The 15051-nt window shown below is 31.6% G+C and carries 11 protein-coding genes; 5 read left to right on the top strand and 6 right to left on the bottom strand.

Annotated elements, in window-relative coordinates; all coding sequences use genetic code 11:
* Positions 1 to 615: 615 nt before the first annotated feature.
* Both NSS81_RS14185 and NSS81_RS14180 read right to left on the bottom strand, forming a co-directional pair.
* On the bottom strand, positions 616 to 1068 hold the full coding sequence (locus NSS81_RS14185; RefSeq protein WP_342429334.1) for a hypothetical protein: 453 nt from the start codon (positions 1066 to 1068) through the stop codon (positions 616 to 618).
* Between the two features lie 15 nt (positions 1069 to 1083).
* Positions 1084 to 1734 carry a helix-turn-helix transcriptional regulator gene (locus NSS81_RS14180; RefSeq protein ID WP_342429333.1) on the bottom strand — a complete coding sequence of 217 codons (651 nt, stop codon included), beginning with the start codon at positions 1732 to 1734 and terminating at the stop codon, positions 1084 to 1086.
* Positions 1735 to 2081: 347 nt separating this feature from the next.
* Between NSS81_RS14180 and NSS81_RS14175 the strand changes: the two genes are divergently transcribed.
* Complete coding sequence (locus tag NSS81_RS14175; RefSeq protein ID WP_342429332.1) at positions 2082 to 4976, top strand: Helicase associated domain protein; 2895 nt, start codon at positions 2082 to 2084, stop codon at positions 4974 to 4976.
* A gap of 295 nt (positions 4977 to 5271) precedes the next feature.
* On the opposite strand, the gene NSS81_RS14170 is transcribed toward NSS81_RS14175, so the two are convergent.
* From NSS81_RS14170 to NSS81_RS14160, 3 genes are all read right to left on the bottom strand, one after another.
* Entirely contained in the window at positions 5272 to 5688 is a 417-nt protein-coding gene (locus NSS81_RS14170; protein WP_342429331.1) for a hypothetical protein, read from the bottom strand.
* 146 nt (positions 5689 to 5834) lie between these two features.
* Positions 5835 to 6041, bottom strand: coding sequence for a hypothetical protein (locus NSS81_RS14165; protein WP_342429330.1), 207 nt, complete (start codon positions 6039 to 6041; stop codon positions 5835 to 5837).
* A gap of 48 nt (positions 6042 to 6089) precedes the next feature.
* Positions 6090 to 7172, bottom strand: a complete 1083-nt coding sequence (locus tag NSS81_RS14160) for a DUF91 domain-containing protein (RefSeq protein ID WP_342429329.1) — start codon at positions 7170 to 7172, stop codon at positions 6090 to 6092.
* A gap of 107 nt (positions 7173 to 7279) precedes the next feature.
* Here NSS81_RS14160 and NSS81_RS14155 point away from each other — a divergent pair, with 107 nt between their 5' ends.
* The 4 genes from NSS81_RS14155 (at position 7280) to NSS81_RS14140 (ending at position 10187) form a co-directional block, all read left to right on the top strand.
* On the top strand, positions 7280 to 7738 hold the full coding sequence (locus NSS81_RS14155; protein ID WP_342429328.1) for an EcsC family protein: 459 nt from the start codon (positions 7280 to 7282) through the stop codon (positions 7736 to 7738).
* Positions 7739 to 7815: 77 nt separating this feature from the next.
* Positions 7816 to 7959, top strand: a complete 144-nt coding sequence (locus NSS81_RS14150; protein ID WP_342429327.1) for a hypothetical protein — start codon at positions 7816 to 7818, stop codon at positions 7957 to 7959.
* An 85-nt stretch (positions 7960 to 8044) separates the two neighbouring features.
* Positions 8045 to 8410, top strand: coding sequence for a hypothetical protein (locus NSS81_RS14145; RefSeq protein WP_342429326.1), 366 nt, complete (start codon positions 8045 to 8047; stop codon positions 8408 to 8410).
* A 136-nt stretch (positions 8411 to 8546) separates the two neighbouring features.
* Positions 8547 to 10187 (top strand): hypothetical protein, encoded by a 1641-nt coding sequence (locus NSS81_RS14140; protein ID WP_342429325.1) that lies wholly within the window; start codon positions 8547 to 8549, stop codon positions 10185 to 10187.
* 1833 nt (positions 10188 to 12020) lie between these two features.
* Here the strand turns inward: NSS81_RS14140 and NSS81_RS14135 are convergent.
* The gene (locus tag NSS81_RS14135; protein WP_342429324.1) at positions 12021 to 15017 is read right to left on the bottom strand and encodes a P-loop NTPase fold protein; all 2997 of its coding nucleotides are present in this window, start codon (positions 15015 to 15017) and stop codon (positions 12021 to 12023) included.
* Positions 15018 to 15051 lie beyond the last annotated feature (34 nt).

The following is a 15051-nucleotide window of genomic DNA, read 5'->3' as shown; positions in this document are numbered from 1 at the left end:
CGGCAGGAAATTCACATTCCTTATCTCCATTTTTTATCAATCAAATTACGTAATCCTTTCCCCTAAATTGTAAAGTTTAAGAGCTTACAAAGGGGAGGAAAAAATAATGTGGATCCGATTCTTGTTTATTGGTGTTTTTTCATTATCTGCAGCAGGTATGTTAACCTATCAAGGTATCGAAATATACCATGCTGTTATAGATTTATTAAGACAAAAACAAAATTAGAAAAAAGCGTAAATAAAAGACGTCAAATAGACGTCTTTTTATTATTCACCACTAAATTTTCCTGTGCTTGTCGCCACTCTTAGTTGATTGATTTTGTCGAGTAATTTAGAAAAATTGCTGTTAATTGTATGTACTACAATTGAATAAAGTGCCCAATCTACTAAGATAAGGCATCTTGAATTATTTTAAAATCAACTTTGTCACACACTCCACATGCGTGGACTGTAATTGACAACACAATGGATGTTGGTGGGTTTATCAACATTCTTAAGAACTTTTTCTCTAAGAAGACACACTTGTTAAACTAACGCACCCCATTAGTTTAACAAGACTAGAAAGGCAATATCTGGCCTTTACACCCGTATCCTATTTTTTCATAATAAATTGAACTATGCTGTTTTGCTTTTCCCCATATCTTTATCCTTGTTCCGTTGCTCTTGGTGCCATTTTTTATATCCAGTGATATGTTCATCAAGAAGTTGATAATAACCAAACCAAGTACTTGTTTCAACTTTTGATGTATAATCACTTAAACATTTCCAATCAGATATTAATTCAACCGCAGGTTCTACATATTTTTCATTTTTAGCTGCTATTGTTATTAAATTGGTACAAACATCTCTTGTCCAATTTTTTCTATCGTATTTATCCGTGGATTCCTCATTTGGTATTCCAATTAAATCAAAAACGTGATTAACCATCTCATAAATTTCAGTATCAAACACTTCAATAGCTTTTGATATTACCGGTTCATTTAAAAAAATCCGATTAAAGGATTTTTGTTTTTCATAGTAATTTGACAGTGACTCAATTACACTCTTTAATATTTCGGTTTGTTTCATATTGTAACCCCTGTTCTAATCTTTGTTTTTTAACTGATACACCGTGGAGATTGAAGGTCTCTCTTCTTTTTCACCACGCCAATAGGCAAATTGTGCTTTACATACAGCTTTCTGTTCCTCTGATAAATTACGCCAAATATAATACTCATAAATATGTTGCATATATGGGCTATGAACTCCTTTACCAGAAAGCAATTCATCCATCATTCTATTGCGAATATCCTGCTCATCTTCAGAAGAAAAAAACAGAAAACAAAACCCCGCCTCTTCTAAATTACGAATATTAGCGTATCCCTTTGAAAATGAATTAAATAATTTGCTTTCTGTTTTTGACCTGTTAATGGCATCAGATATTGTTTCACATTTATCATCAAACTCAATACTATATTGGTCTATCCGTTGGTAACCTTCCACATCACCTTTGAATACCAATATTTCATCGTAAGATTTTCCTAAAACCCTAGAAAGTATTATTAAATCTTTTTTATCTGGAAGGGATTTTCCACAATAATAATTAGAAATTGTTTTTGTATCTCTTCCCCATAGTTTTGCTAAATGTGATTGAGAAATACCCTGATTCTGCACTAAGAATTTTATTCTTCGACCAGTTGCCTCATTAACGATATTATCTAGTTCCGAAAAATCCTCAATTTGTTCATTTGTCAATCCATAATCCCCCCGAAAGATTAAGATATCAGTATTATAGTTACTTTTTGTCGGTAAAAGAAGTAGAAAAATTCTTTCTAGAACACCCATTAAATATAAGAGGTATGTCATATATACCTATAAAATGCCTTACCTGGTTAACTTCTTTAGAATTAAAAACAGATACCATCTGAACCATTCGGACTAAAATTGCTCTGTTAGCTGAATAACAAAAAGATGTCCAAAACTTCATTCTAGATTATTGAAACTTTTTTCATAAAAAACCCTTTTATAGAGAAATATAGAATAACCAACAACCCTGAATAGACAAAAGGGAGTCGTTTATGTCTCAAATTAAAACTCAACTTATGTATTTAATACAACTAACTAAACAAAAAAAAATTGAAGAAATAAAGAAATATCTATTAAACAATCCAAGTATTCAAACCTACAAGGGGAGCCTCTTCATACATTTTCTTGCAGAATTGTATAAGGGTATTGGATATTTAACCACCATAGTAGAAAAGAAAGAAGATATGGGGGTAGATTTACTTCTGCGTCACCCCCATTACCCTTTTCAGGTTTCTTGGGCAATCCAGGGGAAATGTCATAAAAGGCCTCTAGCAATAGATAAGATCGTACCTGACCTACACAAATATTATAATAAAGCAATGAAGGCATATAACTGTAAACAGTATAGAATGGTTTCTGTAAGTGGGTTTGTCAGTAATGCAAATAAATTGGAAGAAGAAAATGTTTTAAAGGAGTTTATGTTGTTATCCTCTTGGGAGTATATTGAAAATTTGATCAAGCAATATGACCCTGATAAATATGAAATCCCCCAATTTGAATTATCGCCTCTTAATGAAATCGCGGCAGGGAACGTATCAAGACTATTATGTACAGAGGGACTTGCAGCGATTATACAACCAACGGGTACAGGGAAAAGCGGGATTATTTACAAAACATTGTGTTCCTATGCAGATGAAAAGAAGTTGGTTATTGCTCCAAATACAGCCATTTTGAAACAGTACAAAGATGAATACAGATGGTCCATACCCAATACAGAGTATATGACATATTCTTATTTAATAAGAAGGACGTCTCAGGAAATCAAGCAATTGGACATTTCCCTTTTGGTGTTAGATGAATATCACCGAGCAGGGGCAGATGAGTGGGGAAAGAAAATTCAAAAACTCATCAACTCCCATCCTGAGCTAAAAATTGTTGGGGCCTCAGCCACTCCGACTAGATATCTAGATGGAAACAGGGATATGACACAGGAATTATTCAAAAACAATAAAGCCTCTGACATATCTTTTGAACAAGCAATCGTTAAAGAGATGTTGCCTATTCCGATTTATGTATCGGCTTTATATTCCATAAAAGAAGAGTATGAACTTCTGTTGAAAAAAATAACGACAAGTAAAAGTGATGAGGAAGCGGCATTTCTAATTGATAAATTAAATGCAGCCAAAATTGACTGGGAAAGTTGTAATGGAATTCCCTCCATAATGGATAAATATATTAGACCCGAAGATTGGAAATTTATCGTCTTTTGTGAATCGGAAGAGCACTTAAGGAATATGAGGGTGGAAGTCGAAAAATGGTTTAGAAAGTCGGATTCGTTCAAGAACAGGGACATACAGCGATATACGGTGATGAATAAGTATAGTAAATATGAAAATAACAAGCAATTAGATGATTTCAGGAAAGCAAAGGATAATAGAAAACTGCATTTACTATTTGCCATCAATATGTTAAACGAGGGCATCCATATAAAGGATGTATCTGGAGCCATTTTGTTAAGGTCAACTGTGTCGCCTACTATCTATTTTCAACAAATTGGCCGGGCGTTAGAGACAGATAAACCTTTTCGGCCCCTTATTTTCGATTTCGTAAATAATTTTAATGCAATCAGGTCAAATGAATTATTTAATAACGTTGCGGAGGCGGAAGATGAAGAAAATCGAAAAAGAAGTACCGTTGGTTTACCATCCATAAATATCTTAAAATTTTTAAGTATTAATGATGAGACAAAGGATATTCAACGTCTATTTCAAGAAATCGAACAGCATATTAAACCCAAATGGGAACGGATGTATGGGGAGTTAGTTGTCTACTGGAAAGAAAATGGCCACTGTATGGTTCCCTACGACTATTTTAACCAACGCCTTGCTAGATGGATAGTAACTCAAAGACAATTTTATAAAAAGCAACAACTATCCTTAGACAGAATTCAAAAACTGGAAGCAAAAGGATTTATATGGGATCCTGCTCAATACAATTGGGATGAAATGTATAAAGTGATGTTGAACTACTTTGAAGTAAACGGGCATTGTGATGTACCAAGGAACTTTGAAAACAAACGCCTTGCTCAATGGGTCGGGGAACAACGATCAAGGAAAAAAAACAGTACTATTACTGATGAACAACAAGAGAGACTTGAATCAATTGGGTTTAAGTGGTCTCTAGTTGCTAACAATGGAGAAACACTCTTCCAACAGTTAGTAATATTCAACGAGGAAAACGGTCATTGTAATGTTCCTATTGATTATGAAAATAAGCCACTGGCCCGGTGGGTTGGACGTCAACGAACGAAGTTCAACTGTGGAAAACTTTCCGATGAGGAAATAGAAAGACTCCAGAGCATAGGATTTGTATTTAATCCTTTTAAAGATAAATGGAACAATAACTACGAACAGCTTGTTGCCTTCAAAAAAGAGTTTGGACATTGCAATATTCCACAAAGAGATAAAAACGGTCTTGGCCTTTGGGTACACTCACAGAGACAACAAAAAAAGCAGGGAAACCTACCCGCTGAACAAATCGAAAAATTGGATAGACTCAATTTTGACTGGGACCCCTTGGAAACCAATTGGAACAATATGTTCAAGGAGCTGGAAGGATATATACAAAAAAAAGGAAATTGCTTTGTCCCGAGAAGTGGCGAATACAAGGTTTTAAGTATCTGGGCTACTAGACAGCGAAAAGAATACATTAAAGGAACCCTTTCTAAAGAACGAATCGAACTATTAAATAGTATAAATTTTGATTGGGATCCACTTGAGACCAAATGGACGGAAATGTGCAACATTTTGTTTATTCACTTTAAGGAAAAAGGTACCGGAAATCTACCTAAAAAGTCAGAAAATCCCCCTCTTTATAAATGGGTGGGTGCTCAAATTCAAAGCTTTAGAGAGGGGAAGCTCTCAAATAAACGACTTAAAAAACTCAAAGAAATTGGCCTTACATTTTTATAGTTCAAGAAATGAGCACGCTGGCGAAAAGTTAATGGACTAAGAATGTAAAAGGAAGTAAGATCTATTATTGAATAAAAAACAATCCCCTTCGCATCTTATGTTGAAGGGGTTTGATTTTTTTGCATATAGATTTTACTCATTTACCATCGTAATGTGTGGACTGTAATTGACAACACAATGGGATGTTGGTGGGTTTATCAACTTCCCACCATCAATAAATGTAATCTGGTACTTCTTGAAAATCCATACTACTCCTACGCGTTTGTTAATGAAATCAAATATTATTATGTACTGGTCACTTATATCCTACTACAATCCATTCTTTCATTTCGGTAATTAGCTTTGCCAATTCCGGCAAAATAAGAAGGTTTGCGTGAACAGACTCAAAAGTTACTGGAGCAACACTAGTTGGATGACCAGCCTCATTTCTGGTCATTCTTATTTGTGAAAACAAAGCTGACCAAAAGGAATCGAAGTTTTCTTTTAATTTGTGGGGCATTTGCTTCTTTACAAGTGTTAATTCTTTTTCAATTTGATCAAATATTGTTTTAACTTTCCAATCTTTGAGTTGTTGAGGAACAGTTTTATTTAGTTTATTCATTTTATCCACGAGAATATCTCTTAATTCTAGAACCATACTTTCTGCTGTCCCACCTATCAAAACAGCAGCAGCTTTAAAACAATTTTGATTAAAAGTTACTATTGCTTCCATAAGATATGACTCTGCAATAGGACTTAATGAACATTTAGATTTTATATATTTAATATATCCTTCTTCATTAGATGGATCTCTACTTAAATTTTCAAGAATGGCACGGCCGGTTTCCGTTATATGTATGAACGGTGGGCTAGGATTGCTTAAGTTATGTCCCCAAGATAAATACCTGCTCTAAACAAATCATACCAGACAGTAAGTAATGCTCTTTCAAGTTCTTCGTTACCTCGGATTTTTAACTTATTAGATATCTCTCTCAAGAGAACATCTTGTTGAAAGGAGCCCGCTCCCTCGTTTTTGGTTTGATTTACAACTTCTAAAACCACGGATTTTATTAATTTACCATCCATTGTGATATCTCCTAACTTTAATTGTTATGTCCAGCTCCTTAATTGCAACTATTCTTCTGTATTAAGTTCAAAAAACTCCGAAACTTTATCAATAGTATACTGACTTCTTAATTTAAAGGCACTGTTCTGGTTTGCTTTTAATCCTTTAACCCAAAATGCTTGCTCTTTAGGAACATACTTTAACCACTCCACTTTGACAATGTACTCACACTTTTCGAGGTCTTCAGCGTCGTGGAGCATATTTTGTGCTTTAAGATTTAATTCAGCGATTTTGACTTCTTCTTGGTCAATCTTAAATGTAACATCTTTTATAGGTTTGACTGTATCTATAACTTTTCCTATACCAACATACCCACTTTTGGGAATCATACAAAATATTCTAGCACCAACAAATAATTGGTTTAATGTCCTACTATACCACCGTCCTCCTCCTGCTGAAATAAATCCATATTTTACTGCATCTTCCCATTTTCTAGATGCCTTATCTTCAAAATTAACTACAAAATCTTGTTTATTCCATTTTTCCTTTTTATTCTCTACTTTTGTATTACTAGATTTCTCATCTATTACATTAGGATCTAAAAGCCAACTTCTAGTTAAAAAATGTTGTTCCCCCTCTTCGAAATAACGGAAGAAAACAGCATTGATTGGAACGTCATAATTATTTGATAAGTAATTTATTATTCTTTCTGTCTCACTATCAAGTTGTGATGAAACAATTGTAATTTGATGTGTGTCATTCAACTTATCTGGTAAACTATCATCAAACTTTTCAGCAAATGCTTCTTCTAAGGGGCCGTTATTTTTATCTTCGTATATTCTTAATACTTGATCATATGAAAGATTCTGTACCCAGGAAGCATAGTCTAATGCTTGAGCAACTACTTCTCTAGGTGCTCTATTCTTCTTTAATTCAATAATATGAAGGTTTCCCTCTCCATCTATTGCTAACATATCTAAATACTTCCCATACTCTGTTTGAACCTGTCTACCAATTAATAAAAGGTCATCGGAAAGAATTGATAAATCTTTTGCCAATATATCTTCTAATTTTCTTTCTGATTCAATTACAGAGAAATCCACCTTTTTTATACCGCTATTTACCTTCCAAATTCCAACTTCTATAGGCATATACTCACACCTCTATATAATATTATTCAAGAGAAAAAATAGTAATTTTCGCACTAAGTTTTATAGTATAATATTACCATATTTTCTCAGGAGAAAGGTGAGTAAAAATGTCTAAAACAAAATCTTTAACACACGACGCAATAATGAAGGCATTAGATTGGTCTTATGATAAAGCAATTAATGGTGGTGTCCCTCGAATGGACACCGCTATAGAATTAGCTGATAGTTACTTACAAAAGAGTGGGGCCTTAGATGAAAAAGTTAAAAGTTTAATACTATGGCAAAACACCAAAAGTGCTACTAGTGGATTTTTAACAGGTTTGGGAGGACTTATTACATTACCTGTTGCTGTACCCGCCAATATAACTAGCGTTATTTTAGTTCAAATGAGAATGGTTGCAGCTATTACACATATGGGTGGTTATGCTGTAAAAGATGACCAGGTTAAATCTTTTGTTTATGCCTATCTAGCTGGAAATGGAGCAAAAGATATTCTTAAAAATGCAGGCGTTCAGATAGGAAAAAAACTTGCAGTAACCGGTATTAAAAAATTCCTTTCGAAGTAATAAAAAAAATCAACCAAGCTGTAGGCTTTCGTTTACTAACAAAGTTTGGAGAAAAAGGAGTCATAAATTTAGGTAAGATGGTGCCTTTAGCAGGAGGAATTATTGGCGGTACCGTAGATGCAGTTGCTACAAATACTATAGGAAATGTCGCTTACAAGCTGTTTATTCAAGATCAAAACTCTAAAAGAAATGATGAACCTGAAATTATTGATATGTTATAGCCTTAGAAGGTCTGGTTTAAGTTTTTAAATAAGTTAGAGGATCTTTATTATAAAATTAATTTAAGCTGAGGATGACTTGACTTCTATGAAAATAACCAAAGAAATAATTGTTCGTTGTTACTATTATGCAAAAAAAGTCTATCAAAGACAGATTGATAGAACTACTGCTACAAACAATTTATTTAGTGAGTTAGGAATGAACCAAGGTAGTGCTGGAGATTATATTGAGGCATTTGGATCAATGATGAATGGGGAGAGATATACTAGAACCATTAATACTGAAGCTACTCGTTATTATTTAGAAAATATTAAAAATGATTATGGTCTCGATCAACTTAAAATTGCTTTAAAAGCAGTAGATCTTCATACAAAATACTATGGAAATTTAGGTCGGGGACATTTAAGAAGCATTGAAAAGGTTGTAGATGAATATAAGGAAAACATTTCTTAAATATTTAGGGCTAACTCCTCTTTTCAAATGAGCATAAAATCCATTTTAGAATAATATGTAAGTTCGACTTTTAAATGGTATAATCTGTATCGAGTTGGAAGCTTCAAATTATTATTAACATTAAGGGGGGTACAATTTGATAAGATATAAAGAATTAAAAGAACTATTAGATAATTTAGATGATAAAAAGCTAAAACAAGACTATAAGGACTTTTTTAAATTTACATTTCATACTACTTTTACTTCTGACTTAATTGATATATTTGGTAAAAATAATGTCCAAGAGTGGATTGAGCAATTTGAAGATAACAAAGATAAGGACATCGCCAGTGAAATTTTTTCGAAAATTCAATATTACGATAGTGAAGCTGTTAAAAACTTTTGTAAACTTGGCTTTATAGAATGGCAAGTGAAAAATAAAACAAACATTGAAAAAACTTTATTTATACCATTAGGTCTATCTGGAAAAAGTGGGCAGATGGTTGGGTATTTTTTTAGAACTGCTAATAGTATTTCCGAATCAAAGTTAAAAAATCAAGTATCATTAACATTAAGTGATATATCAGGTTATGACCATATTGTTTTTTTAGATGATTTTACAGGAACAGGTAATCAGTTTTTAAGAAATAACACAGTAAAATTTTCAATTAGAAATAGGGCATCATTATTAGCATCTCAAAAAAAAGCTGCAACTCTAACCTTTATTTCATTAATTGCTACGGAAGAAGCTATTAAGAATATTGAAACAAATTCACCAATGAAAGTTATAGCCCCTCACATTAGAAGAAGATCATATGCAACAAATGATGATGAATTTATTGAATTTAATTCTAAATATGGAAGTGGTTTGTTTCGGAACCGAGGAAGAGATTGCTTTCTTGGTTGGGGAGATGTAGGGGAAACAATTATCTTTTTTTATAATGTCCCTAATAATACATTGCCAATTCTGTGGTCTGGAGCATACTCCAATGTAACAAAAAAAAATTGGATTCCCCTGTTCAATAGAAGTGGTGTGGCGGGGGCACCTGGCTCTTACCGTGGTAGCAATGTAGAAATAGCTAGGGAGCTCTATTCTATATTAACTTCTTCTCCTTTATACTCGGAGGATTATATCATCTGGATTGATGTAGTGAAGGAAATTTATTTAAAAACAGATAAAAACACTTTCAATTTTGAGGAAATGTATAAATTATTATCAATTACTTCAAACCTTCTTGTCCCTTATAATAATATGTTGACTTATTATTCACCACTAACTTTTCTAAATCAAATTCGCAAGGTCTTATTAAGTATTGTAGATGAAATGGTAAAAAATAATTGTTCAGAGAATGATTTAAACATATTATTAAACTTATTTGAAATTGATAAATACTCTATTAATCAAGGACTGTTAATGCGGCACGAAATATCAAAGATTATTTACCAGGTTATAGAAAATAATCCTAATTTTATTGATCAAATCATCGATATTATTGAGGCAGATAACGAGAACATATATAAGATTCAAGGTGCTAGTTTAGCTATTCAGATGTTTTCTAAAGAGGAACTAGAAAGTCTCCTTGGCACAAGAACATCCAAAATCAAAAATTTACGTGATAATAATGATAGTCATTCGTTAAAACTGTACTTGGAAGAAATTCTTGCTAAACTTGAAAATAGGAAAAAGGTTTTAACTGATATAGATCTAGATAAAGCATTAATGCACGTTAACTATTATGGTAAATATAAGATACTATCGATTAATACAATTAGAAGTCATTTGGGTTTATATTTATAAGCTTATTTTTAAATGTATAAATAAAAGCTGGTTATAATATCCAGATGATTTGTTATGTTATTTATTATCGTCTTTCTAACTTCTCAAAATATATATATAATGATTAGTAACTGAAGAAAAAGTATACTTGATTGTGATTGGGAGTTAATAAAAGTCTCTTCTCATTAGAGAGGAGACTTTTATTAACTCCTGGGGGGCTATGAGTCTATTTTCTATCATTTTGCCGTGTATTATTAATAACTAACCACATATTTTCTTCATCATCCCCAATAAATCTCTATTACTTGGTGCCGAGGGAAAAGATTTTCTGGTTTTGTACTACCTTACATTTAATATAATCAACCACATCAATTACATTTTCCGAAATGCTTACAATTACCCTTTGAGGATAAAAGACTTCAATGATGCTTTCAACTTCGAATCCGATAGAAAATCTTCCTATTGTTAAGTTCCATTTATCAATAAGTCCATCTCTATATTCATTCCATATACCATAAATTTGTTTTTGGTTAATTTCAGAACCACCGTACTCTATAATTTCATTTACATTTAATAGCCTCTCGGCTAAATAAAAATGATGTTCTCCGTCTTTTCGATTGGATGCTATGTACTTGTTTGGTGCTATAGCAATGGGTTTTGTTGCATAACCATAATCAATTTATATATATGTGGTACCTCCAATATTATCATCCTCCCACCCGAAATAGTATTTCACAGAGTCCATCCTTCCCCTAACCTGATATGTGGTGGTGAAGCCCAGAATTCACCCTTCACTTTAGGGATAGAATTCGGCATTAATAGAAACTCCTGTTTTGCGTTTGGAGCGCCGTTATTTTGTAGTACCAGCAAGTGCCTCAAATGCACTTCTGAGTCGCCCAGGTCTCGCTTTACCAACCGTTTCACCACGAAACGTACCACAACTCACCTTACAATTTGCAACGAGCACGGGATGTTTGAATCCTAATAACTAAAAATGGAAGACGTAGCTAGGATCAATCTGGGGATTTAATTCCCTTCTAACGGGATGACATCACGATGGTAAGTCGTGAGCGAGGTTGACAGGAAACTCTAACAATTTTTTTACGTCTTTTTTGCATTATCCAATCGCCTACCGATAGATGAATGAGCACACTGCCAGTTATATTAAAATATTTCTTGGATGAAATAACCCAAACCAAAAAGACTTTTGATTTTCTCTATAAATTAATGAATTTTAATGATTTCTCATCCTAATGTTAATTTTAAAAAACATTAATTGATCCCTTGCCGCATTAGATAATTTAAGTATTTTTTAATCCTATTAGATTGGGATACATATAACATTTTTGGTTATCTTCTCAGGAAAATGAAAAACAAGGTCGATTCTGACCATATGTAATTACTACCAGATCTTTTACTTCCACCGCGAAGGAATGTGCTGATGGATTGAATATTGAATAAATTGGTTGAGTTAAACTTGTTGATCTATGGAATGATGGTTTGGTGAATGTTGAAGAAGAAATTAAAATATTGACACCGGAATTTATTTAGATAAAAGCTTCGCCGAAAGGGGCTTTTCTTATGATGCATTTACTCTTTTTCCAAAAAAATATAGTAAAAATTAAACCACCTCCTATAATTTACTTAATAAAAAAGGGAAGATATTTTTAGATCATCAAAAAACCCACCCTTGCTTGTTTAGATTAGGGTGGGTTCATTGGTGAACACCAATGGATTTTCTACAATTATTATATCTCTAGTCATATCTGTATATTCACAAGCTCTCTTTTAAAAATTACCGTTGAATTGTACCAGTCATAAGAACTAACGAAGAAAAATTCTATTTACATCATTTTAGTTCATATTTTCTGCTTTTTTTAGATTTTCCTTTATTTCTCCAAGGTTTACTGTACACCATAACAATAATTGTTCTGTATCCGCTGCTATTTCATTTAAGTCTTCACTATTTAATTTCTGGTATATATCCTCAACAGTCTGAATGATATCCTCTTTAATTTTATTTACTCTTGTGTATTTTTCTAGATGTAAAAGTATCGAATTGAAATAATAGAGGTAAGGCTCCACTCTATTCCCTTTATTTATATACTCATAAAACTCATTAATATCAAATTCTAACTCTTGTAGAGAATTTACGGCAATTTTTTCATTAAATTTTGATTGGTGATTTACTGATAAATTTTTAACCTTAAATTTAACTTCAGCCCATAGTCCATATGTTTTTATAAATTTATCAATAAGTATTTTGTATTTTTTTGTGGAATCTAAAATGTACCTATTTCCTGAATAATCAGCATTTATTTTCGACAGAGCTCTCTCAGCCCAATCTGCTAAGAATTCAATTCCAATTAGGTTATTATCATTTTCTTTAAAAGTATTTTTTATTTCCTTAATCATTTCATCTAGTCTAATGATCCCACCCAAATCAGCAACAAAATTTTCATATGTAAAGGATCCTTCCTTTAATTTTAATAAACTGATAAACATAATTATATCCCCTTTATATTGGGATAGGAGGTGGGGTTCTATCTTGTCAAGATTATATAAACTTGCATTCTTATCATTTTCACTTTCGAACTTTTTTTCTTGTTGTAAAATATTCTTTATTTTTTCAAAATACAAGGAATGATCAATCAATGGATTTCGTTGTGGTTTTGATATTAGCTCAAATAAGTTTTTCAAAGAAAGAACCTCTTCATCGTACAAAACAAAGATATATTCAATGAGTTTGTCTAACCTTTTTAACACAATTTTGTTTGGTACAACTGAGGAATTAAACTTAATAGCTCTTAGATATTCCTGTATTACTTTAATATGATTATTCGAAATATTCAAAACCGCCGGACTATCCAATTTATTCAATATTTCCGCAGAGTTAGTCCTTAATTCTGAAAACAACTCTTTTTCAAAAGGTTTATTTAGGAGGATAGAATTACAAAATAAATTTACTATATTAGCAATCAATTCCTTATCCTCCGTATACGAAGGATATCCAAGATCTTCAAACATAATTTTTAAAAAATCAACATTTGATTCATAAATAAAATCCCTTGTGTCATTTTTTTTTATTATTTCATCAACAAATTCACTAAACAATATCTTCAAAATAGCTAAATTTGCAATCTTTTCATCAATCTTTCCTTTTTTCATATTGTTAACGAAATACTGGTAATTTCTATTATTGTTTTGTTCATCACAAATAATTAGTATTTCTTTTATTTCCCTTACCACTTTTTTTGCTTTCCTTAGATTTGTTACACCGCTTTTAAAGCGATTAAAAGAAGAAATTAATTGATGTTTTTGCGTTTGTAATTCTTCATACCTTTCACTTTTATTATCTTCCTCTTTATATTGTTTTTGTTTTCCGTTACTTGAAGTAAGATCTTCAATAGTTTTTTCTAGCTCTGCAATTTTTTCCTTTGTCATCAATTGAACTTGTTCAATTCGATTATTTACTTTATCTTTTAAATCTTTTAATATGTTCTTTATGAAATCAGATTTGAAATCTTCTTCTTTAATATTGTTAAGAAAATAGTCAAAAATCTCTCTAGATTCTATCTTTGACATTTGTATTTTGTTATTAACGAATTTATCTAGATATTCTTTATTAATCTTATTCTCTTTGACAGCTTCAAGTTTTTGTTCATCCATTAAAAAGATTACATTCACTCCTTTAAAATGAACAAGTTCTTTAATAAAGACTAATGTGTTGTACATTGTCTCTTTTTCAACCCGATCAAAATCGTCAACAATAATATAAATTTTCTTTTTTTCAGATATATCCTTATTCGTTCTTAATAACCTCTGAATATCTTCTTCAAGCAGCTGTTTATTAGTTCTAAAATCACTTGGGAGTTCTTCATCATCAATAACAGAGAAAACCCCTTCTAACTGCATTAATGGTTTTGCATTTAATACACTAGTGATTAGTTTAAAATATTGCTTAAAGGGACTCCCTTTACCAGTATATATTCCACTCTTATTTAAAATTGATTTTAATTGTTTAAACAAATAATCCATTTGCTTTTGGCTCGTATCTAAAATCATTGGCTGAATAAAAATTATATAGTTATCATTTTCCTCTAATTTATTTGAAAGAACATTAACAAAACTAGTCTTCCCTTCCCCCCAATCACCATTAATCGTTATCGCGAAAGGCTCATTATAGCGAACATTCGTTAGTTGATTATATACCCGGTTAAATTCTTTCTTTCTTGTTGGAAGTAACTGTGAATATGTATTTATGGGGTTGTCTGACTCCTCGTCAATTCCAATGTCTGCTTTTTTACTATTTTGACTAATTAATTGTACAAACATCCATAAACTTAAAAAGTAAATAACCATTAAAATAATATTTATAGGTTCAAATTGATTTGAAGCGATTGATGTGAACAAATAAATTAACCCTAAAAAAATATAACCATTTGAATATCCTGCAACTATTTTGTTACTAGATTTTATATAAATAACTATTTCTCTTAATAAGAGTAAAAGAAAAAAAATTGTTAATCCAACACTTACAGACCAAACTAAATTTAATATTTTTATTAAACCCTCAATATTAGCTAATTTGACTAGATAACCTAAGCCAGCCGCTATTAATATATTTAAAATAATTTCACATACCTTTAATAACGTAAATTCCTTTTCTTCTTTATCAATAACCTTTTTAAAGTAAAAAAAACCTACCAGTATTAATATAAGTATTGCTAGAAGTGAATTATATGTATTCACAAACTCAAAAATAATACTGCTCCCTTCCTTGAAACCTTTAAATAAAACTTCAGTGATATTTTCCAAAAAATCATAAATTTCAGTATTCCACCTTTTCATAACAAGGCTCCTTTTTCTTAGATGTTTTGATTAA

This window comes from Neobacillus sp. FSL H8-0543 (genome assembly GCF_038592905.1).
GTDB lineage: Bacteria > Bacillota > Bacilli > Bacillales > Cytobacillaceae > Neobacillus.
Note: the sequence above shows the minus strand (reverse complement) of the source record. Positions and strands in the feature narration are given on the sequence as shown.

Bases quoted from the DNA above. Each gene is read 5' to 3' on its own strand.
- NSS81_RS14145 (WP_342429326.1), top strand. From the start codon at position 8,045: ATGAAAATAACCAAAGAAATAATTGTTCGTTGTTACTATTATGCAAAA.
- NSS81_RS14175 (WP_342429332.1), top strand. From the start codon at position 2,082: ATGTATTTAATACAACTAACTAAACAAAAAAAAATTGAAGAAATAAAG.
- NSS81_RS14150 (WP_342429327.1), top strand. From the start codon at position 7,816: ATGGTGCCTTTAGCAGGAGGAATTATTGGCGGTACCGTAGATGCAGTT.
- NSS81_RS14160 (WP_342429329.1), bottom strand. From the start codon at position 7,172: ATGCCTATAGAAGTTGGAATTTGGAAGGTAAATAGCGGTATAAAAAAG.
- NSS81_RS14170 (WP_342429331.1), bottom strand. From the start codon at position 5,688: ATGGAAGCAATAGTAACTTTTAATCAAAATTGTTTTAAAGCTGCTGCT.
- NSS81_RS14135 (WP_342429324.1), bottom strand. From the start codon at position 15,017: ATGAAAAGGTGGAATACTGAAATTTATGATTTTTTGGAAAATATCACT.
- NSS81_RS14165 (WP_342429330.1), bottom strand. From the start codon at position 6,041: ATGGATGGTAAATTAATAAAATCCGTGGTTTTAGAAGTTGTAAATCAA.
- NSS81_RS14185 (WP_342429334.1), bottom strand. From the start codon at position 1,068: ATGAAACAAACCGAAATATTAAAGAGTGTAATTGAGTCACTGTCAAAT.
- NSS81_RS14155 (WP_342429328.1), top strand. From the start codon at position 7,280: ATGTCTAAAACAAAATCTTTAACACACGACGCAATAATGAAGGCATTA.